The sequence below is a fragment of the Micromonospora globosa genome (genome assembly GCF_000717585.1).
Classification (GTDB): Bacteria; Actinomycetota; Actinomycetes; order Mycobacteriales; family Micromonosporaceae; genus Micromonospora; species Micromonospora aurantiaca.
Map to the genome: position 1 here is coordinate 16866 of NZ_JNZR01000044.1, position 18337 is coordinate 35202.

General features: G+C 73.3%; 16 protein-coding genes. 6 read left to right on the top strand and 10 right to left on the bottom strand.

Features of this window, described 5'->3' with window-relative positions; all coding sequences use genetic code 11:
- Positions 1-840 carry a DUF3027 domain-containing protein gene (locus IF06_RS0129375; protein WP_013283711.1) on the bottom strand — a complete coding sequence of 280 codons (840 nt, stop codon included), beginning with the start codon at positions 838-840 and terminating at the stop codon, positions 1-3.
- Positions 841-927: 87 nt separating this feature from the next.
- Here IF06_RS0129375 and IF06_RS0129380 point away from each other — a divergent pair, with 87 nt between their 5' ends.
- Both IF06_RS0129380 and IF06_RS0129385 read left to right on the top strand, forming a co-directional pair.
- Entirely contained in the window at positions 928-2544 is a 1617-nt protein-coding gene (locus IF06_RS0129380; RefSeq protein ID WP_013283710.1) for an MFS transporter, read from the top strand.
- Positions 2541-3254 (top strand): futalosine hydrolase, encoded by a 714-nt coding sequence (locus tag IF06_RS0129385; RefSeq protein ID WP_030274924.1) that lies wholly within the window; start codon positions 2541-2543, stop codon positions 3252-3254. Before IF06_RS0129380 ends, IF06_RS0129385 begins: the two co-directional genes overlap by 4 nt.
- Before the next feature lie 55 nt (positions 3255-3309).
- On the opposite strand, the gene IF06_RS0129390 is transcribed toward IF06_RS0129385, so the two are convergent.
- Positions 3310-4293: an NAD(P)-dependent alcohol dehydrogenase gene (locus IF06_RS0129390; protein ID WP_030274926.1), complete on the bottom strand. Its 984-nt coding sequence runs from the start codon at positions 4291-4293 to the stop codon at positions 3310-3312.
- Between the two features lie 117 nt (positions 4294-4410).
- On the opposite strand from IF06_RS0129390, the gene IF06_RS0129395 reads away from it, so the two are divergent.
- Both IF06_RS0129395 and IF06_RS0129400 read left to right on the top strand, forming a co-directional pair.
- On the top strand, positions 4411-5121 hold the full coding sequence (locus IF06_RS0129395) for a TetR/AcrR family transcriptional regulator (protein ID WP_013283707.1): 711 nt from the start codon (positions 4411-4413) through the stop codon (positions 5119-5121).
- Positions 5122-5155: 34 nt separating this feature from the next.
- Positions 5156-5986: a 1,4-dihydroxy-6-naphthoate synthase gene (locus IF06_RS0129400; protein ID WP_013283706.1), complete on the top strand. Its 831-nt coding sequence runs from the start codon at positions 5156-5158 to the stop codon at positions 5984-5986.
- Here the strand turns inward: IF06_RS0129400 and IF06_RS0129405 are convergent.
- Positions 5947-6333: a cold-shock protein gene (locus tag IF06_RS0129405; RefSeq protein ID WP_026267952.1), complete on the bottom strand. Its 387-nt coding sequence runs from the start codon at positions 6331-6333 to the stop codon at positions 5947-5949. The genes IF06_RS0129400 and IF06_RS0129405 overlap by 40 nt on opposite strands.
- A 28-nt stretch (positions 6334-6361) precedes the next feature.
- Positions 6362-6985: an HAD family hydrolase gene (locus IF06_RS0129410; RefSeq protein ID WP_013283704.1), complete on the bottom strand. Its 624-nt coding sequence runs from the start codon at positions 6983-6985 to the stop codon at positions 6362-6364.
- 37 nt (positions 6986-7022) lie between these two features.
- On the opposite strand from IF06_RS0129410, the gene IF06_RS0129415 reads away from it, so the two are divergent.
- Entirely contained in the window at positions 7023-9485 is a 2463-nt protein-coding gene (locus tag IF06_RS0129415) for a helicase-associated domain-containing protein (protein WP_013283703.1), read from the top strand.
- Position 9486: 1 nt separating this feature from the next.
- On the opposite strand, the gene IF06_RS0129420 is transcribed toward IF06_RS0129415, so the two are convergent.
- Both IF06_RS0129420 and IF06_RS0129425 read right to left on the bottom strand, forming a co-directional pair.
- Positions 9487-9723 (bottom strand): hypothetical protein, encoded by a 237-nt coding sequence (locus IF06_RS0129420; RefSeq protein ID WP_013283702.1) that lies wholly within the window; start codon positions 9721-9723, stop codon positions 9487-9489.
- 120 nt (positions 9724-9843) lie between these two features.
- On the bottom strand, positions 9844-10719 hold the full coding sequence (locus IF06_RS0129425) for a L,D-transpeptidase family protein (protein ID WP_013473736.1): 876 nt from the start codon (positions 10717-10719) through the stop codon (positions 9844-9846).
- A gap of 216 nt (positions 10720-10935) precedes the next feature.
- On the opposite strand from IF06_RS0129425, the gene IF06_RS0129430 reads away from it, so the two are divergent.
- On the top strand, positions 10936-12615 hold the full coding sequence (locus tag IF06_RS0129430; protein ID WP_030274929.1) for a DNA repair helicase XPB: 1680 nt from the start codon (positions 10936-10938) through the stop codon (positions 12613-12615).
- Positions 12616-12662: 47 nt separating this feature from the next.
- Here IF06_RS0129430 and IF06_RS0129435 read toward each other — a convergent pair whose 3' ends face one another.
- The 4 genes from IF06_RS0129435 to IF06_RS0129450 form a co-directional block, all read right to left on the bottom strand.
- The gene (locus IF06_RS0129435) at positions 12663-15569 is read right to left on the bottom strand and encodes a hypothetical protein (protein WP_013283699.1); all 2907 of its coding nucleotides are present in this window, start codon (positions 15567-15569) and stop codon (positions 12663-12665) included.
- A gap of 150 nt (positions 15570-15719) precedes the next feature.
- Positions 15720-16673 (bottom strand): zinc metalloprotease, encoded by a 954-nt coding sequence (locus IF06_RS0129440; RefSeq protein ID WP_030274931.1) that lies wholly within the window; start codon positions 16671-16673, stop codon positions 15720-15722.
- A gap of 92 nt (positions 16674-16765) precedes the next feature.
- On the bottom strand, positions 16766-17089 hold the full coding sequence (locus tag IF06_RS0129445; protein WP_030274934.1) for a hypothetical protein: 324 nt from the start codon (positions 17087-17089) through the stop codon (positions 16766-16768).
- Complete coding sequence (locus tag IF06_RS0129450; protein ID WP_030274936.1) at positions 17082-17939, bottom strand: GNAT family N-acetyltransferase; 858 nt, start codon at positions 17937-17939, stop codon at positions 17082-17084. The genes IF06_RS0129445 and IF06_RS0129450 overlap by 8 nt, the downstream gene beginning before the upstream one ends.
- Positions 17940-18337: the final 398 nt, after the last annotated feature.

Here is an 18337-nt window from a genome sequence, read left to right on the forward strand (position 1 = left end):
TCAGGGGTGGCCGTACGGCTCCGCCGGCTCGGCCGCCTCCACCGAGCCCGGGGCCCGGCTGACGGTCATGGCCTCGACCGCGCTGTCGTCGTAGACGGTGGGCAGCTCGTCCACGGACGTCTCGGCCGCTTCGATCATCGTCTCCGAGTGCGCGCCGCAACCGTGGTCGGCGCTCACCACCCGGCCGTCGTCAGGGGCGTAGAAGTTGCCGCAGGCACCGAACGCCAGGCGCAGCGAACCGGCGAGCGGCAGGTAGAAACCGCAGGTGCCGCAGCGTGCGGCGGCCGGCGCGGCAGCCGAGATCGCGGCGTCCGGGCCGTGGTCCCCGTCGTACCACCGCTGGGCGGCCTCGGCGCGGCCCTCCCGGGACAGCACCCGGGCCCGGCCCAGGCCCAGCTCCCAGGCGGTCTCCTCCACTGCGGGGTCGTCGGAGAGCAGGTAGCCGGGGGCGAGCCGCTCGTCGTCGGCCGGGGTGGGCAGCAGGTCGCCCGGACCCAGGTCGCCCGGCTTGAGCCGCTCCTGCCAGGGCAGCCAGCCCGGAGCGAGAAGCGCGTCCGGGCCGGGCAGCAGCACCGTCTCGCAGATGGTGACGTGCCGGCTGCGCGGCACCCGGGTCACAGTGACGGCCCAGCGCCAGCCGCGGTAACCGGCCATCCGGCATTCGAAGTAGTGGGTGACGACCCGGTCGCCCTCGGCGACCGCCTGGAGATGATCGCCGATGTCGGTGGGCTCCACCTCGGTGATCGCGTCGCGGGCCACCTCGACGGCGGCGGCGCAGACCTGGTCGAGCCGGGGAGCGCGGGCGGAGGCGGGCCTGGTCACCTGACCATTGTTCCCCATGCCCGTCCACGGGCGACAGGCACTCCCCGGAGTCATTCTCTCCGGGTGATGCGGCACACGCGGAGCGGATGGGCGAGGATGGGACGCATGGCGCTGTCCTCCCGCTCCGGCCGCTCCTTTCTCGGGCGGACCGTCGGCACCGGCATCCGCGCCACCCGGCTGCTGCTGCGGGGCTCGCTGCACGGCGGACGCTGGATGACCCGGCGTGCCGGCACGGCCCGGGCCCGCAGCGCCGGCAACGAGGTGGGCATGGTCCGCCTGTTCGACCTGCACGCGCTCTCCTGCGCCGGTGACACGCTCATCGCGATCGGCCTGGCCGGGACGATCTTCTTCGACGTGCCGCTGGGCGAGGCGCGCAACAAGGTGGCCCTCTACCTGCTGGTGACCATGGTCCCGTTCGCCATGCTCGCCCCGGTGGTCGGCCCGCTGCTCGACCACTTCCGCCACGGCCGGCGGTACGCGTTGGCCACCACCATGCTGGGCCGGGCGTTCCTGGCCTGGTTGATCTCCGACTACATCGGCGGCTTCGGGCTCTACCCGGCGGCGTTCGGCGTGCTCGCGCTCTCCCGGGCGTACGGGGTGGCCCGCTCGGCGGCGGTCCCCCGGCTGCTCCCGGAAGGGTTGGGGCTGTCCCAGGTCGGGGCGCGCGCGAGCGTCTACGGCACGGTGGCCGGCGCACTCGTCGCACCGATCGGCCTGGCCGCGTTCTGGTTCGGGCCGCAGTGGCCGCTGCGGGTCGCCTCGGTGATCTTCCTGATCGGCATGGTGATCTCGCTCCGGCTGCCGCCGAAGGCCGACTCCGAGCCGCCGGAGCGGATGCCGCACCCGCTGCGCGCGCTGCGCCGCCGCGACGGCGAGCGCCCACTGGGCCGGGGTCGTCCCAGTGGCCGGCTGGTGATCGCCACGCTGATCGGCGCGGCGGCGCTACGCGGGCTCTACGGCTTCCTGCTGCTGTTCCTGGCCTTCGCGATCAAGGCCGGTGACCTGACCACCGACTTCTTCGGCCGCGACCTCGGCGCCCAGGGAGCGCTGGGCCTGGTCGGCGGCGCACTGGCGGTCGGCACGTTCCTGGCCACCGCGCTCGGCACCCGTCTGCGCATCCACCGGCCGACAGCGCTCCAGTCCAGCGGCACGATCGTGGTGGCCGGTGTGGCCGTGCTCGCCGCGCTGAAGTTCTCGCTGCCGATGGTGGCGCTGCTGTGCCTGGTCGCGGCGATGATGAGCGGGATCGCCAAGCTGGCGGTGGACGCCTCGATCCAGGAACGCATCCCGGAGCGGCTGCGCGCCAGCTCGTTCGCGCACTCGGAGACCGCGCTGATGCTCGCGTTCGTGGCCGGGGGCGGGCTCGGGCTGGTGCCGTTCACCGGCCTGATCGGGGTGACCGTCGCCGCCGCGGTGGCCGCGCTGGTGGCCGTACGCGGCGTGCTGGTCGCCGGCAAGCTGCGCGGTGAGCACCTGGCCGGCCGGCCGCTCGGCGACGAGGAACTGGCGGCGGAGCAGGCGACCCGCGCCGAGAAACCGGCCACCACCTCGTTCGACGACCCGGCGCCCACGTCACCGGCGCCCCAGCGTTCCGGCCCGCCGCCGGACGACGACGGGCTGGCCCCGCCCGGCTTCCACATCTACCGGCCGTCCTCCTCGGTGGGCGGGCCGGGCGGCGTCGAGGACACCGAGCGGCGCGACCCCCGGGGGCCGGTGGCGTGACCGGTCTGCTCGTGGTCACGGCCGTACCGGCCGAGGCCGAGGCGATCCGTGCCGGCCTCACCGCACCGGCAGCGCCGAACGGGACTGCATCGCCGGACGGGACTGCATCGTCGGACGGGACTGCATCGCCGGACGTGACGGTGCTGCCGGTCGGGGTCGGCCCGGCCGTCGCCGGGGCCGCCACGGCACGGCTGCTGGCGCTGGCCGAGGCGGCCGGGCGGCCGTACCGGGCGGTGGTCAGCGCCGGCATCGCCGGAGGGTTCGTCGGCCGGGTCGCGGTGGGCGGCACTGTGCTCGCCGACCGCAGCGTCGCCGCCGACCTCGGTGCCGAGTCACCGGCCGGGTTCATCCCGGTCGAGGACCTGGGCATGCCTCCCGAACTGCTGGGCGGCGGCCGGACCGTGCCCGCCGACCCGGGCCTGCTGGCCCGCCTGCGCGCCGCGCTACCGGGGGCCACCGTCGGCACCGTGCTCACCGTCAGCACGGTGACCGGCACCGCCGCGAGCACGGCGGCCCTCGCCGAACGGCACCCGGACGCGGTGGCCGAGGCCATGGAGGGGTACGGCGTGGCGGTAGCCGCCGCCCAGGCCGGTGTGCCCTTCGCCGAGCTGCGTACGGTCTCCAACCCGATCGGCCCGCGTGACCGGAGCGCGTGGCGGATGCGGGAGGCGTTCGCCGCGCTCACCGCCGCGGCGGCCGCCCTTCAGTGATCCATCCACCTGTGGACAACCCTGTGGAGAAGTCGCCGGGCTGGGGACGGCGGGCTCAGATCGTGATGACGACCTTGGCTCGCGCGTGCTCGGTTTCGAGGTAGCGGACGGCCTCGGGCACCTCGCGCAGCGGATGCGTCCGGTCGACCACAGGCGTGAGCCGGCCCGCCTCGGCGTGCTCGCGCAGCACGTCGAGGTGGGCCCGGCCGGGTGACGTGGCGAGGACGACGACGCGCTGCCTGACGACCGGCGCGAGCAGCCGTCCGCGCGCCAGCAGCCCGATCGGGCCGAGCAGGCTGCCGCCCCGGTAGACGCCGCCACCGGAGAGCACGAGCGTCCCGCTCGGCGTGAGCGCCCGCCGCAACGCGGTCAGGGAGCGGTTGCCGACCAGGTCGAACACCACGTCGTGGCGGCGCCCGTCGCGGGTGAAGTCGTCGCGGGTGTAGTCGACCACGTGGTCGGCGCCCAGGGAACGGACCAGCGCGACGTTGCGGGTGCGGCACACGCCTGTCACAGTCGCGCCGAGTGCCTTCGCCAACTGGACGGCGAGCGTGCCGACGCCGCCGGAGGCCCCGTTGATCAGGACGCGGTGGCCGGGCCGGACCTGCCCGGCGTCGCGCAGGCCCTGGAGCGCGGTGACCCCCGCCAGCGGCAGTGCTGCCGCCTGCGCCGCCGTCAGGTTCGCCGGCCGCGGCGCGACCAGGTGCTCGGGCACGCACACGTACTCGGCGAACGCGCCGTCGGCCTCGCCGAGGTCGCCGAAGACGGCGTCGCCGGGGCGTACCTGCCGCACCTGGGCGCCGACGGCCTCGACCCGGCCGGCGAAGTCGCGGCCACGGATGCGGGCGCGGGGCCGCGCGAGGCCGAGCGCCAGCCGCGACAGCCGGGGGTCGCCGCGCATGACGTGCCAGTCGTACGCGTTCAGCGCGGCGGCCTCGACCCGGACGAGGACGTCGCCGGGGCCGGGCGCGGGCGTCTCGACGTCGGTGAGCACGAGTGTCTCCGGGGGGCCGTACCGGTCCTGGACGATCGCCTTCATGTCGCCACTCCCTCCCAGGTGTACGGCGTACACCATCATGGGACAAGGCTAGGTGTACGCCGTACACCAGTCAAGACGGTTACTGTGTCAACGGCCACCGGGAGGACTGGGGACGACATGGCGGAGCAGACGGAGACGGTGCGCCGGACACCCCTGACCAGGGATCGCGTCCTGCGTACCGCAGTCGTGCTCGCCGACCGGACCGGCATCGAGTCGCTGAGCATGCGCAACCTCGCGCAGGACCTGGGCGTCGTGCCGATGGCCCTCTACAAGCACGTGGCGAACAAGGACGAACTGCTCGACGGCATGATCGACATCGTCGTCGCGGAGATCGACCCGCCGGCGGCCGGCGACTGGAAGCAGTCGATCCGCCGGCGCATCCTGTCGGCGCGGCAGATGCTGCTCCGCCACCCGTGGGCGTCGCTGGCGATCGAGTCCCGGACCACGCCCACGCCGGCCGTCCTCGCGTACCTCGACTCGACAGTGGGCGCGCTGCGGGCGGGCGGGTTCTCCACTGACCTGGCCCACCACGTCATGCACGCGCTGGGCAGCCGCGTGCTGGGCTTCAGCCAGGAGCTGTTCGACACCTCCCGGCAGGCGGGCCGGTCCGGCGCGACGAGCGCCGACCCGCCGGCGGACCTGCCGCCGGAGGCGGCCGCCCGGTTCCCGCACCTCGCGGCCATCGCCACCGCCGCGTCCCACGACGACGACTCGGTGGTCGGCCCGGGCTGCGACGACCAGTTCGAGTTCGAATTCGCGCTGGACCTGCTGCTCGACGGCATCGAGCGGCTGCACCGGAACGGCTGGACGTCACACCGGACGGGGTGACGGGCCGCCCGGCCGCCGGGGTTACGGTGGGACCGTGGCGCTCTCCCTGGCGATCTCCCCCTGCCCCAACGACACGTTCGTCTTCGACGCCCTGGTGCACGGCCGGGTGCCGGGCGCGCCGGCGGTCGAGGTGACCTACGCGGACGTCGACGTCACGAACACCGCCGCCGAGCGGGGCGCGTTCGACCTGGTGAAGGTCAGCTACGCGGCGCTGCCCTGGCTGCTCGACGACTACCACCTGCTGCCCTGCGGCGGCGCGCTCGGCCGGGGCTGCGGGCCGCTGGTGCTGACCCGTGGCGACCGGACCGACCTGTCCGGCGCGACGGTGGCGGTGCCCGGCGAGCGGACCACCGCGTACCTGCTGTTCCGCCTCTGGGCGGCCGACCAGGCACCGGCGCGGATCGAGGTGGTGCCGTTCCACGAGATCATGCCGGGCGTGGCCGCCGGCCGGTACGACGCGGGCCTGGTCATCCACGAGGCGCGCTTCACCTACCCGCGGCACGGGCTGACCGCCCTGGTCGACCTGGGCGAGTGGTGGGAGGGCGACACCGGGCTGCCGATCCCGCTCGGCGCGATCCTGGCCCGCCGGGGCGCCGTCGACCCGGTCGACGCCGCCGCATGGATCCGCGAGTCGGTACGCCAGGCGTGGGCCGACCCGGAGGCCAGCCGCGAGTACGTCCTTACGCACGCTCAGGAGATGGAGCCCGACGTGGTGGACCGGCACATCGGCCTCTACGTCAACGAGTTCACCGCCGACCTGGGAGAGGCCGGCTTCGCCGCCGTGGAGGCGCTGCTGGGCCGGGCCGCCGACGCCGGGCTCGTCCCTCAGACCTCCAGCTCGCGCGCCACCGCGTGGACCAGCTGAGCGATCTTCTGCGCGGTCTTCCGATCCGGGAAGCGACCCCGGCGCAGGTCCGGCTGGACCTTCGCCTCCAGCACCTTGATCATGTCTTCGACCAGGCCGTGGAGTTCCTCGGCCGGCCGGCGGCGCAGCTCCGCCACGGACGGCGGCGCCTCCAGCAGCTTGACCCCCATCGCCTGGGCGCCCCGCCGGCTGTCGACCACGCTGAAATCGACCCGCTGGCCACCCTTCAGGTCGGCGACACCCGCCGGTAGCGCGCCCTTCGGCAGGAACACGTCGCCACCCTCGTCACTGGTGACGAACCCGTACCCCTTGGCGGCGTCGTACCACTTCACTCGACCCGTCGGCACCTGTTGAACCCCGCTCCACTCGAACCGTCTACCCCTCCAAGGCTAGCCCGATGATCCGGTCCAGCGCCCTCGGGAATTCGACGAGATCATCAAGCACCAGGTACGCCCCGGCCTCGGTCAGTTCGTCGGCCGAGCACGGGCCGGTCGCCACTGCCACGCCCGGGATTCCCGCGGCTCGCGCGGCGGCCATGTCGGCCACGTGGTCGCCCACGTAGAGCGTCGCGCCGTGCTCGCGCAACGCGACCGCCTTCTGCTCGGCGAACACGTCCCCGGCCAGCTCGTCCACCGGTAGCCCGAGGTGGTCCAGGTGCAGCTTCGCCAGCCGGCCCATCTTCGCGGTCACCACCATCGTCCGCCCGCCGCGCGCCTGCACCGCGCGCAGCGCGGCCTCCGCACCCGGCATCGGCACGGTCGGCGTGATCGCGTACGCCGGATACAGCTCCCGGTAGAGCGTCACCGCCTCCTCGACGCGCTCCGGCGGGAACCAGTGCGCCAGCTCGGTACGCAGCGGCGGGCCCAGCCGGGAGACGGCCAGTTCCCCGTCCACGTGCACGCCCGTGCGCGCGGTAAGCGCCCGGAACGCGGCGGCGATCCCGGGCCGGGAGTCGACCAGGGTCATGTCGAGGTCGAAGCCGACCATCAGCGGAGACATGCCGAGAACCTACCCAGCGGGCTAGCGTGGTACGACGATGACCACCTCACTCGCCGACCACCTGCGGGCCCTCCCCGACGAGTCGCTTGCCGCCCTGCTCCAGCTGCGGCCGGACCTCGTCGTGCCGGTGCCGGCCGACGTGTCCGCCCTCGCCCTGCGCGCCCAGTCCCGGGTCTCCGTGGCCCGGGCGCTCGACGGGCTGGACCAGTTCACCCTCCAGATCCTCGACGCCGCCCGGCTCACCCGCGGTCCCGAGGGCGCCACCTCCACCGACCAGATCCTCGCCATGGCCACCGCCGGGCCGCAGCCGCCCGCCCCGACAGCGGTCCGCGCCGCCGTCGACCGGCTCCGGGCCCGGTTCCTGCTGTACGGCCCCGAGCACGACCTGTGCGTGGCCGGCGGCATCGACGAGGTGTCCCCGTACCCGGCGGGGCTGGGCCGGCCGGCGGCGGAGCTGGACCCGCGCGCGGCGGCGCTCTGCGCGGACCCGGCGAGACTGCGGCGGACGCTGCTGTCCGCGCCGCCCTCGGCCCGCGCGGTCCTGGACCGGCTCGCCGCCGGGCCGCCGGTCGGGACCGTGGCCCCCGGCGCGCTGGAGGCCCCCGCCACCGGCGCCGAGGACGTGCTCCCGCCCGACCTGGTGAACGGCGGCGCGCCGACCGGCTCGCCGATCCGCTGGCTGGTCGAGCACCGGCTCCTGGTCCGGATGTCCGGCGGCCGCAACGGCACCGTCGAGCTGCCCCGCGAGGTGGGGCTGGTGCTGCGCCGCGACGCCGGTCCGCTCGGCCCGCTGCGCACCAGCCCGCCGGTGGTGTCCGGCCCGCCGCGCGAGGTGAAGTCCGTCGACTCGGCCGGCGCCGGGCAGACCATGGAGGTGGTCCGGCACACCGAGGCGATGCTGGAGGCGCTGACCGCCGAACCGGCACCGGTCCTGCGCTCCGGCGGCGTCGGCGTACGGGACCTGCGGCGGCTCGCCCGTGGCCTCGGGCTGGACGAGCCGACCACCGCGCTGCTGTTCGAGGTGGCGTACGCGGCCGGACTGACCGGCGAGATGGAGCTGACCGGCGCGGCCACCACCCGGTACGGCGGCGACCAGCAGATCCTGCCCACCGGCGGATACGAGGTGTGGCGCGCGGTGTCGCTGGCCCAGCGCTGGGAGCAGCTCGCCCGCGCCTGGATGTCGATGCCCCGCCAGGCCGGCCTGATCGGGCAGCGCGACGACCGGGACCGGCCCATCTCGGTGCTCTCCGCCGAGGCGGAACGAGCAGGGGCGCCGGCCGCCCGGCGTGCGGTGCTCGCCGTGCTGGCCGACCTGCCACCCGGCACCGCCCCGACCACCGACGAGGTGCTGGAACTGCTGGACTGGCGCGCGCCGCGGCGGGCCCGGGGGCGGGAGACGGCGCACCGGGAGGTGCTCGCCGAGGCCGCCACGCTGGGCGTGACCGGGCTCAATGCGCTCACCTCGTACGGGCGGCTGCTGCTCGCCGAGCTGACCGAGGCCGACGAGCGCGGTGACGACCCGCTCGGGCTGCGCTCCGACGCCGAGTCGGGCGACGCGTCGACGACAGTACGGGCGCTGGACGGGCTGCTGCCCGCCCCGGTCGACCACGTGCTGGTGCAGGCCGACCTGACAGTGGTGGTGCCCGGCCCGCCCGACCCGGCGCTCGCCGCCGAACTGGACGTGGTGGCCGAGCACGAGTCGGCGGGCGGAGCCAGCGTGCACCGGGTCACCACGGCGAGCATCAGGCGGGCGCTCGACGCCGGCTACACCGCCGACGACCTGCACGCGCTGTTCCGCCGCCGCTCGCGTACCCCGGTGCCGCAGGGCCTGACCTATCTGGTCGACGACGCGGCCCGCAAGCACGGCGGGCTGCGCGTCGGGTCGGCCGGCGCGTACGTGCGCAGCGACGACGAGACGCTGCTCAGCGAGGTGCAGGCGGACCGGCGACTGGAGCCGCTGGCGTTCCGCCGGCTCGCGCCCACGGTGCTGGTCACCCCGTACCAGGTCAACCGGATGCTCACCGCGCTGCGCGACGCCGGGTACGCCCCGGTGCCGGAGGACGCCAGCGGAGCGACTGTGCTGGCGCGGCCGAAGACCCGGCGGGCGCCGGCGCGTACCGCGATCGGCCGTGCGGTCGACCCGCTCGCCACGCCGAAGCTGCCGATGCCCCGCCTGCTCGGCGTGGTGGAGCAGATCCGCCGGGGCGAGGCGGCGGCCCGGGCGGCGCGGCGGGCCCCGGCGGTGGTCCGCGGCGCCCCGGCGGCCGGCGGTCCCGCGCCCGTGTCCGGGCACGGCGACGCGCTGGCGGTGCTCCAGCAGGCGGTACGGGACAAGGCGCTGGTCTGGGTCGGCTACGTCGACGCGCACGGGGCGACCGCGTCCCGGCTGGTCCGGCCGGTGTCGATCGGCGCCGGCTACCTGCGCGCCGAGGACGACCGGACGGAGATGCTGCACACGTTCGCGCTGCACCGGATCACTGCGGCGGTGCTGGAGGAGTGAGCTACTCCCCGTTGCGGCGCAGCGTGCCGATCACCGACACGGCCAGCAGCAACGCGAACGCCGCACCGGCCGACTCGCCCACCGAGTCGACGAAGCCCTGCTGCTGCACCAGCAGCCCGAACAGGAACCAGCCGAACACCCCCGCCGCGGCGGCCGCGTAGGCGAGCACGACCGCCGTGGGCACCTCCTGCTGCCGCGTCCGTTCGTCCTCGGGAAGCACGTCCTGGTCAACGGTCATGGCAGTCCCTCCCCGTCCCGGCATGGACCCGGCTTCCAGGGTTACACCAACCGGACCGCGCGGACAGGGGTTAAAACCCTGATCCGGGCGGTCCGGTCACGGGTGGGACGGGTTCCGGGCTCAGGTGCCGGGGCGGCGGCCGATCACGACCACGCGGGTGCCGACCGAGCCCAGCTCCCAGAGGCGTACCGCGTCACGGTGCAGCAGGTTGACGCAGCCGTGCGAGCCGATCGCGCCGTTGTGCAGGTAGGTGGTGGTCTCGTGGAAGCCGATCCCGCCGTTGAACTGCTGCCAGTACGGCAGCCACACCTCGTACGGGTTGGACCACTCGCGCGGGTTCTTCCGGCCCACCGAGTACGTGCCGGCCGGGGTGGCGTAGCCGGACATGCCGGTGCGGGTGACTGTCGGGCCCATCACCACAGTGCCGCCGCGCATCGCCCAGACCGTCTGCCGGGTCAGGTCGACGCAGAAGGTGAGCCGGGAACCGGCCCTGCACCGCGCGGTGTCGGTGGCGGCGAGCCGCTTCGCCACGTCGTACGTGGTGGGGCCGGCGCGACCGGAGGACGGGCTGATCCCGTACCGGATCTGGAACTTCTTGATCGCCGCGCAGTCGGCGGCGGACTGCTCGCCGTCCACGGTCAGCGTCCCGAAGCCGCCCAGCCTGGTCAGGTACGTCTCCACGGCCCGCTGGTGCTCCCCCTGCGGGCACCCGGCGGACGCGCTCGGCTTCGGCTTGGGCTTCGTCGTCTTCGTCGCCTCCGGCGACCGGGAGGGTTTCGGCGAGGCCGTCCGGCTCGGCTGCGCCGACGGGGACGTGACCGGCTGATCCGGCGTGGGCGACGCGCTCGCCCCCGATGCTCCCTCCGTCAGCCCGACCGGGCCGGGGGTGCTCCCCCCGGCGCCTTCCGCCTGCGGATCGAGCGCACAGGCGCCGACACCGACCAGCACGACCACCGCCAGGGCGGTGACCCGGGCGAGAAACCGGACACGCTGCATGGGCCCTCCCTGGACAGTTGTCCCGCTTGCTAGACGTGTGGGACGAGTATGACGTTGCCTGTCCAGCGAGACTTTTTTGCGGCGCCCTCCGGCGTGCAACACTGGATGGTCGGCCTGCGGCAGGTCAGCCGGGGTGCGGACGGGATGCCGGGCGACCGGGTTCCGGGCGACGAGTTTCCGGGCAGCGGGTTCCGGGCGATGCGAGAGGACGCTGGCGTGAGCGGTGGACCACTGATCGTGCAGTCGGACAAGACGCTGCTGCTGGAGGTGGATCACCCCGACGCGCAGGCGTGCCGGATGGCGATCGCGCCGTTCGCCGAGCTGGAACGCTCCCCCGAGCACGTGCACACCTACCGGCTCACGCCGCTTGGCCTGTGGAACGCCCGGGCCGCCGGCCACGACGCCGAGGGCGTGGTCGACTCGCTGATCAAGTATTCGCGCTACCCGGTGCCGCACGGACTGCTCGTCGACGTGGCCGAGACGATGGACCGGTACGGCCGGCTCCAGCTCGCCAACGACCCGGTGCACGGCCTGGTGCTGCGCGCGCTCGACCGGGTGGTGCTGATCGAGGTCGCCAAGAGCAAGAAGCTCGCCGGCATGCTCGGCGCGAAGCTCGACGACGACACCGTCGCGGTGCACCCGTCCGAGCGGGGGCGGCTCAAGCAGGCGCTGCTCAAGCTGGGCTGGCCGGCCGAGGACCTCGCCGGGTACGTGGACGGCGAGGCGCACCCGATCGAGCTGGCCGAGTCCGGCAAGGACGGCGGCAAGCCGTGGACGCTGCGGTCGTACCAGCGGGAGGCGGTCGAGGCGTTCTGGGCCGGCGGGTCCGGCGTGGTGGTGCTGCCCTGCGGCGCCGGCAAGACGCTCGTCGGGGCGGCGGCGATGGCCGAGGCGAAGGCGACCACGCTGATCCTGGTCACCAACACGGTGGCGGGACGGCAGTGGAAGCGGGAGCTGATCGCCCGCACGTCGCTGACCGAGGAGGAGATCGGCGAGTACTCGGGCGAGCGCAAGGAGATCCGCCCGGTCACCATCGCCACGTACCAGGTGCTCACCTCACGGCGCGGCGGCGCGTTCACCCACCTGGACCTGTTCGGCGCCCGCGACTGGGGCCTGGTCGTCTACGACGAGGTGCATCTGCTGCCCGCGCCGATCTTCCGCTTCACGGCGGACCTCCAGGCCCGTCGCCGGCTCGGCCTCACCGCGACTCTGGTACGCGAGGACGGCCGCGAGGGCGACGTGTTCAGCCTGATCGGCCCGAAGCGGTACGACGCGCCGTGGAAGGACATCGAGCAGCAGGGCTGGATCGCCCCGGCGGAGTGCACCGAGGTACGGGTGACGCTCACCGACGCCGAGCGGCTGGCGTACGCGACGGCGGAGGCCGAGGAGCGCTACCGGATGGCGGCGACCGCCCGCACGAAGCTGCCCGTGGTGCGGGCCCTGGTGGACCGGCACCCGTCCGAGCAGGTCCTCGTCATCGGCGGGTTCCTCGACCAGCTGCACCAGCTCGGCGAATACCTGGACGCGCCGATCGTGCAGGGCTCCACCACGAACAAGGAGCGCGAGCGGCTGTTCGACGCGTTCCGCTCCGGCGAGATCCGCACCCTGGTCATCTCCAAGGTCGGGAACTTCTCCATCGACCTGCCGGAGGCGGCGGTGGCGATCCAGGTGTCAGGCACGTTCGGCTCCCGGCAGGAGGAGGCGCAACGGCTGGGCCGGGTGCTGCGCCCGAAGGCCGACGGCCGGCAGGCGCGCTTCTACACGGTGGTCTCCCGGGACACCATCGACACCGAGTACGCCGCGCACCGGCAGCGGTTCCTGGCCGAGCAGGGGTACGCGTACACCATCGTGGACGCCGACGACGTGCTCGGGCCGTCGCTGCCCACAGTCGACTGAGCGACCGGTGGGCCGCCCCTTCCGGGCGGCCCACCGTCACGACCGGGTCAGGAGTAGTTGACCAGGAAGTAGTAGCTCGTCGTGTCGGTCCACACCCCGTCGGCGGTCCGGCCGCGCACCCGCATGGTGTACGAGCCGGCCGAGGTCGGGGTGAAGGTCGCCGTGGCGACTCCGGCAGCGTTCGCGGCCACTGTCACCGGCTGCCCGTCGTCGACCGTGTACTCGAACTCGGTCACACCCGGGCTGCCCTGCGTGAAGGTGAACTCACCGGCCACCCCCACACCGCCGGACCACTGACCGGCCGGGTAGGTGCCCGACGCGACGAGCGGCGCCGTGCCGACCAGGAACGGGTAGTCGGTCTGCGGCGTCTGGTCGCCCGAGGCGGTACGGCCCCGCACCGAGATGAGGTTCGCGCCGTTGCGGTCCATCGTCACGGTGATGTCCGTGACAAACGCATCAGGCTTCTTCGGCACGCTCTGCCAGGCGCCGCCGTTGAGCTGGTACTCGAAGGTCGTCACCTCGCTGATCTCGGTGTACACCCCGAACGTGCCGACCGACCCGACCCCGCCACGCGGGCTGTACTCGTCGTACGCGCTGCTGACGTTGACCCGCGGCTCACGGACCCGGAAGTAGTACCGGCGCTCCGGGCTGACCGTGCCGTCGGCCGTCCGGCTGGTGACCGTCAGCAGCGTGTAGCCGGAGTGCGTCGGCGTGATCTCGATGGTCGCCCGGCCGTCCGCGCCGGCGGCAACCACCTGCTCCTCGCCGCTGTACTCCAGGACGTAGCGGTACTCCGTCACGCCGGGACGGCCGGGGTTGAAGGTGAACCGGCCGGTCTGGCCGGGCTGACCCGCCGAGTCGTTCTCCGGGTAGTCGCTCGACGTCACCACAGGCGCGTCGCTGACCTCGAACGTGTACGTCCGCGTCGGCGAGAAGGAGCCGTCCAGGAACCGGGTACGCACCGTCAGCGTGTTGCTGCCGGAGCGGTCCGGCGTGAGCATCACCCGGGTCCAGCTGGAGTCCGTGTCCACGACCTGCTCGGGCCCGTCGTTGAGGCGGTAGACGTAGGCGTCGACGTCGGGCATCACGGTGTCGAACTGGAACTCACCCGGCATGCCGACACCGCCCCAGGCGCCGTACTCGTAGTAGGTGCTGGAGTAGACGGACGGCTTGGTGTCGATGACGTTGAACTGGTGCTCCTGCGTCTCCGAGACCGTGCCGTCGGCGCTGACGCTCCGCACGGTCAGCGCGTACCAGCCCGGCTCGGTGGGCGTCCAGTGCAGCACCGCGGTGCCGTCCGCGGCCGCGTCGACGCGCAGCAGATTGCCGTCACCGAACGAGTACTCGTACGCCACGACAGCGGTCCGGCCGGGCCGGAACGTGAAGCTGCCGGGCCGGTCCACCACGCCGTCGTGCTCGGGGAAGGAGAAGTCGGCCGACTCCACGGTCGGCAGGTCGCGGACCGACACGTTCTCGGTGTACCCGCCGACGAACTCGCTGCCGACGTAGCTGCGTACCTCGACCTTGACGAGGCCCGCCTCGGCGAACGTCACCGGGATCTCGGTCGGGCCGTCGGGGTTCACCGGCACCCTGGTCTCACCGCCGGCACCGATCCGGTAGCCGAACTCGGTGACCCCCTCCACATTCGTCGACACGGCCAGCTTGCTGGGCAGCCCGATGCCGGCCATCGTCACCTGCACCTCCGGCGCGGTCGACTTCACCCAGAACTCGTAGCGGACCGTCTCGGACGAGTTCGACGCGCTGTCCACACTGCGCACGCTCAGCGAGTCGGAGAACGAGGTCGGGGTGTATTCGAGGGTCACGTCCGCACCGGGCGCGGGCGCGGGGATGTAGTTGTACGCGTCGCCGAAGCGCCCCCAGTAGTAGCCGACCACGTCCGGCGAGCCATTGGCCTTGAACGTGAACGTCCCCGGCACTCCCGCCCCGCCGTGCGGCAGGCCGTCGTTCGGGTACTTCTCCGAGGTCACCACGGGGGCGGCGGGTCGCTGCGCGTCCACCTTGACGTAGCACGGCTCGGCCCACGGCGAGAAGTCGTGATCGTCGTAGGCGCGGGCGGTCCAGGCCACCACGGTCCCGTGCGGGTACTGCGACATGTCCCAGTCGAGCTTCGAGAGGGCGCCGCCGTAGCTGTAGCCGAACTGCTCGGCGCGCTGGTCCTCGTGGCCGACCGGCCATGCCGCGAACTGCCCCCGGTAGTTGGCGTCGTTGCTGTCCGCGTCCGCGCCCTTGACCATCAGGCCGTGGTTGCGCGGCCCCACCGGCTGCGGCTCGGTCTTGGTCCCGCAGGCCCAGGCCGGGAAGTCGATCCCGATCTGCCCGACCGTCGGCGCGTGGTTCGCCTCGCTGTTGATCACCGGAAACGGGCGGAGCTTACGGCCGTGGGAGAGCTTGCCCTCGGAGCCGTGCGGCACCCGGATCTCGACGGTGAGCGTCTGCTTGCCCTGATCCGCGAGCTTCTGGAGGGCGGGCATGATGTCCCACGCCAGATAGCCGGGGCAGGCCGCCTCCCCGCCGGCCTGCACCGTGCCGAGCAGCTCGCGACGACGCGGGCTCGACGCCCAGCTCGTGGTCGCGGTGATCGGGTCGGTACGCCACAGCTCGACCGGCTGGGCGGTCGCGCAGTCCGCCGCGGAGCGCTCCGCGACGACCAGGTCCGCCTTGTGGACGACGGTCCCGCGGAAACGCGAGATGTCGAAGGTGAAGTAGGACCGGGACTTGTGCTTCGTGCCGGTCGCGTCCGTCCAGGCGCCGACCGGCGCGTCCCCGTCCGTGTTGACGAACGACTTCCTCGGCTGTTGCGAATCCGTGTAGGCCCAGCCGGACTTGCCGGTGGTCCGGTGCTCGTAGGCCTGCGCCGGAGCGGTGTCGACACTGATCAGGCCGGCACCGAGCACAATGCCCAGTGACGCGGCGAGCATTCTTCGTGCGCGCACGACGATGCCCCTCCCCCCGTTGGACAACGGCGTGCATCGCCGTCGAGTCGCATGAGGGTATCGAGAAGGGACGACATCTGAGTACGCCGATTCGGGTGGGCTCCGGTCGACCGGGCGGACCGCGTCGTCACGGCCCGCCCGGTCTCGCGGTCAGCCTCGTCCGCCGGCGCGGAACGCGACCCAGGCGTCGCTCATCCGGTCGGCCTGGCCCGGGGTGAACATGTTCATGCAGGAGTCCTGCGTGTAGTCCATGAAGTTGTGGATCGGGTCGAGGCCCGGCGCGGTGCAGGTGTCCGCCCCGATCGGGCAGTTGAACTGCGGCGCCGCCTCACGCGGCGTGTCGGCCACGAAGTCGCCGGACGCGGAGCAGCCGTGCGCGAACGTGTGCTCCAGCATCAGCCAGTGCCCGACCTCGTGCGTGAGCGTGTCACCGAGCGCGTACTTGCCGGCCGTGCCGCCCGGCATCGACTCGTCGAGCATCACCACGCCGTCGATGTAGTCACGGCCGTTGTTGTAGCCCTTCGGGAAGTACGCCCAGCCGAGCAGCCCGTCACCGATGTTCGCCGCGTAGACGTTCAGCGTGCGGGAGTCGCCGGTGTAGAGCGCCTTCTTCATGTCCCGCTCGCTCTTGCCCGGCACCACCGTGTACCAGGAGCTGTTGACGGTCCACGTGGTGTCCACGAGCGAGAAGCGGAACGGCGTGTCCGACGCGTCGGCCGCGGTACGACCCGCGAACGAGTCGTTCAGCACAGTCATCTGCGCCGAGATGAGCGTGTTCCAACGGGCCTTCTCGGCCGCGCTCAGCTCGTGGTCCGAGATCATGTGGAAGATCGTCGGCACTGTGACGCTGCCGTTCGCCAGGCGCGGCGAGTCCTTGATGACGCCGTACGCCTTGGCCTCGTTCGTCGAGTAGAGCTCGGGCTCCTTGACGGTGGCGCCCTCGCGTACCCGGGCGGCGCTGTGCGTGTCGGCGCCCGGGTCGCACTCGGCGACCGCGGGAGAGGCGGCCACGGGTGCGGTCGTGGCGGAGGCTCCTCCGGCGGTCAGGAAGGTGGCGGCGGCAGCGACGAGCACTGCCAGGTGGATCGTCGGTTTCCTGTGCATCGTTGCACCTTTCGAGAGGCATGAAAGGAGTACCGACGCGGGGTTGTCAAAGCTGCGGATCGATGACGTCGTCGTTCCGCCATGAGACCACGTCACCGGGCGTCCGCAACAGCCCCCGGCGGCTCGGTCGATGTCACGGCGCCGGCGATGGCGCGCGCCACGCACTCGTAGTCACGCACCAGCGGCCCGACCAGCTTGGGGTCCGGCTCGAACGCGGCGACCAGTCCGCGTACCAGATCTCTGAGCCGGTCGTCCGGGCCGAGCCGCCGCCCCCGGTGCCGGCGGGCGACGCTGCGCCACCGGCGCAGACCGACGTCGGCGAGCCGTTCGTGGAGTTCGGGCGCGGGCACCGGGCAGCCGTTCGCCCACAGGTCGGCGAGGGCCCGCAGAACCGCCTCCCGCGTCGGGTCAGCCATGCAGATAGCGGGCGCGGCGGCCGAAGTCGCGGAAGCCGAGCCGCCGGTACAGCCCGGCGGCCGGGTTGTCGTCGTTGACGCAGAGCCACGCGGCGTCCGCGCCCGCGTCGGCGAGGCCGCGCAGCACGCGCGCCACCAGGTACGCGCCGACCCGCCGCCCGCGCCACCCGGGCACCACGCCGACCTGGTCGATCCAGTTGTCGAGCACGGTGACGAAGCCGGCCGGCGCACCGTCCGGGCCGCGTGCGAGCAGCGTCAGCTCCGGGCGGAAGTCCTCGTCGTCACGCAGGTCGCCCAGCCACTCGGCGGCCTCCGGCTCGACGAATCCGGGCCGGTCGGCGAACGACGCGCGGTAGGTGGCGAACAACTCCGGTCCCAGCGTCGCAGGCTCCACAGTCACGCCGTCCGGCGCGGCGACCTCGGGCAGCGCGTCGAGGTCGTGCCGCAGCACCCACTCCAGGAACGTCCGCGTGTAGCCACGCGCCGCGAACAACTCCTCCGCGCCAGCGGTCCACGTCTCCGTGGTGACCAGCAGGCCCGCATCGCCCGCCTGCTTCTCCGCCCGGTCCAGCAGCGCGCCGCCGAGCCCGCGCCCGCGCCACGCCGGGTGCACGAGGCCGGTGGCGGTGGCGGGCGTCCGTCCGGTGCCGACCCCGACGGCCGCGACCAGGTCGTCGCCGGACCAGACGCCGTGGGTACGCGTCTGGAGCAGCCGCACCCGCACCAACGGGGTACGCCCGAACAGCGGCAACCCGCCGTCAGTGGCGAGGCACGCCTGCGCCAGGCCGGTCAACGCGGGCAGGTCGTCCTCGCCGAACTCCCGCCAGACCAACGCATCCGTCCCGTCCACGCCCGCTCCCGCCACCCCGCCCGACCCCCACGGTCCAGCACCCCGACGCAGTAGGCCCCACCCCTCCCCCCGAGGTCAACCACTTTCCCCACCCACCCCGACCCTCCGGGCCACCCACCTTGAGACAGACGCCCCACGGACCGGGATCGGCCGAGATCTCGGAAGCACCCTCCGCGATCTTGGAGTTGTGGCACCTCACGAATACCGCTAATCCGACCATCTGGGCGCCACAGCTCCAAGATCGACGGAAGCCGCCCCCACCACCCCGTTGATCATGCAGTTGCTGCCCTGACAAAAGTCGCAACCCGGGCATCAGGAGGGCCGAAACCGCAAGATCGACGAGAGCGAGGGCGGTAGGCGCGGCGCGGGCGGGGAGGGCGGGGAGGGCGGGGCTAGGG

What these genes read in the sequence shown, in the direction of transcription:
- IF06_RS0129390 (WP_030274926.1), bottom strand. Translation starts at nt 4,293, where the DNA reads ATGAAGGCGATCGTCCAGGACCGGTACGGCCCCCCGGAGACACTCGTG.
- IF06_RS0129380 (WP_013283710.1), top strand. Translation starts at nt 928, where the DNA reads ATGGCGCTGTCCTCCCGCTCCGGCCGCTCCTTTCTCGGGCGGACCGTC.
- IF06_RS0129410 (WP_013283704.1), bottom strand. Translation starts at nt 6,985, where the DNA reads ATGTCTCCGCTGATGGTCGGCTTCGACCTCGACATGACCCTGGTCGAC.
- IF06_RS0129445 (WP_030274934.1), bottom strand. Translation starts at nt 17,089, where the DNA reads ATGGCTGACCCGACGCGGGAGGCGGTTCTGCGGGCCCTCGCCGACCTG.
- IF06_RS0129440 (WP_030274931.1), bottom strand. Translation starts at nt 16,673, where the DNA reads ATGCACAGGAAACCGACGATCCACCTGGCAGTGCTCGTCGCTGCCGCC.
- IF06_RS0129425 (WP_013473736.1), bottom strand. Translation starts at nt 10,719, where the DNA reads ATGCAGCGTGTCCGGTTTCTCGCCCGGGTCACCGCCCTGGCGGTGGTC.
- IF06_RS0129375 (WP_013283711.1), bottom strand. Translation starts at nt 840, where the DNA reads ATGGGGAACAATGGTCAGGTGACCAGGCCCGCCTCCGCCCGCGCTCCC.
- IF06_RS0129415 (WP_013283703.1), top strand. Translation starts at nt 7,023, where the DNA reads ATGACCACCTCACTCGCCGACCACCTGCGGGCCCTCCCCGACGAGTCG.
- IF06_RS0129420 (WP_013283702.1), bottom strand. Translation starts at nt 9,723, where the DNA reads ATGACCGTTGACCAGGACGTGCTTCCCGAGGACGAACGGACGCGGCAG.
- IF06_RS0129395 (WP_013283707.1), top strand. Translation starts at nt 4,411, where the DNA reads ATGGCGGAGCAGACGGAGACGGTGCGCCGGACACCCCTGACCAGGGAT.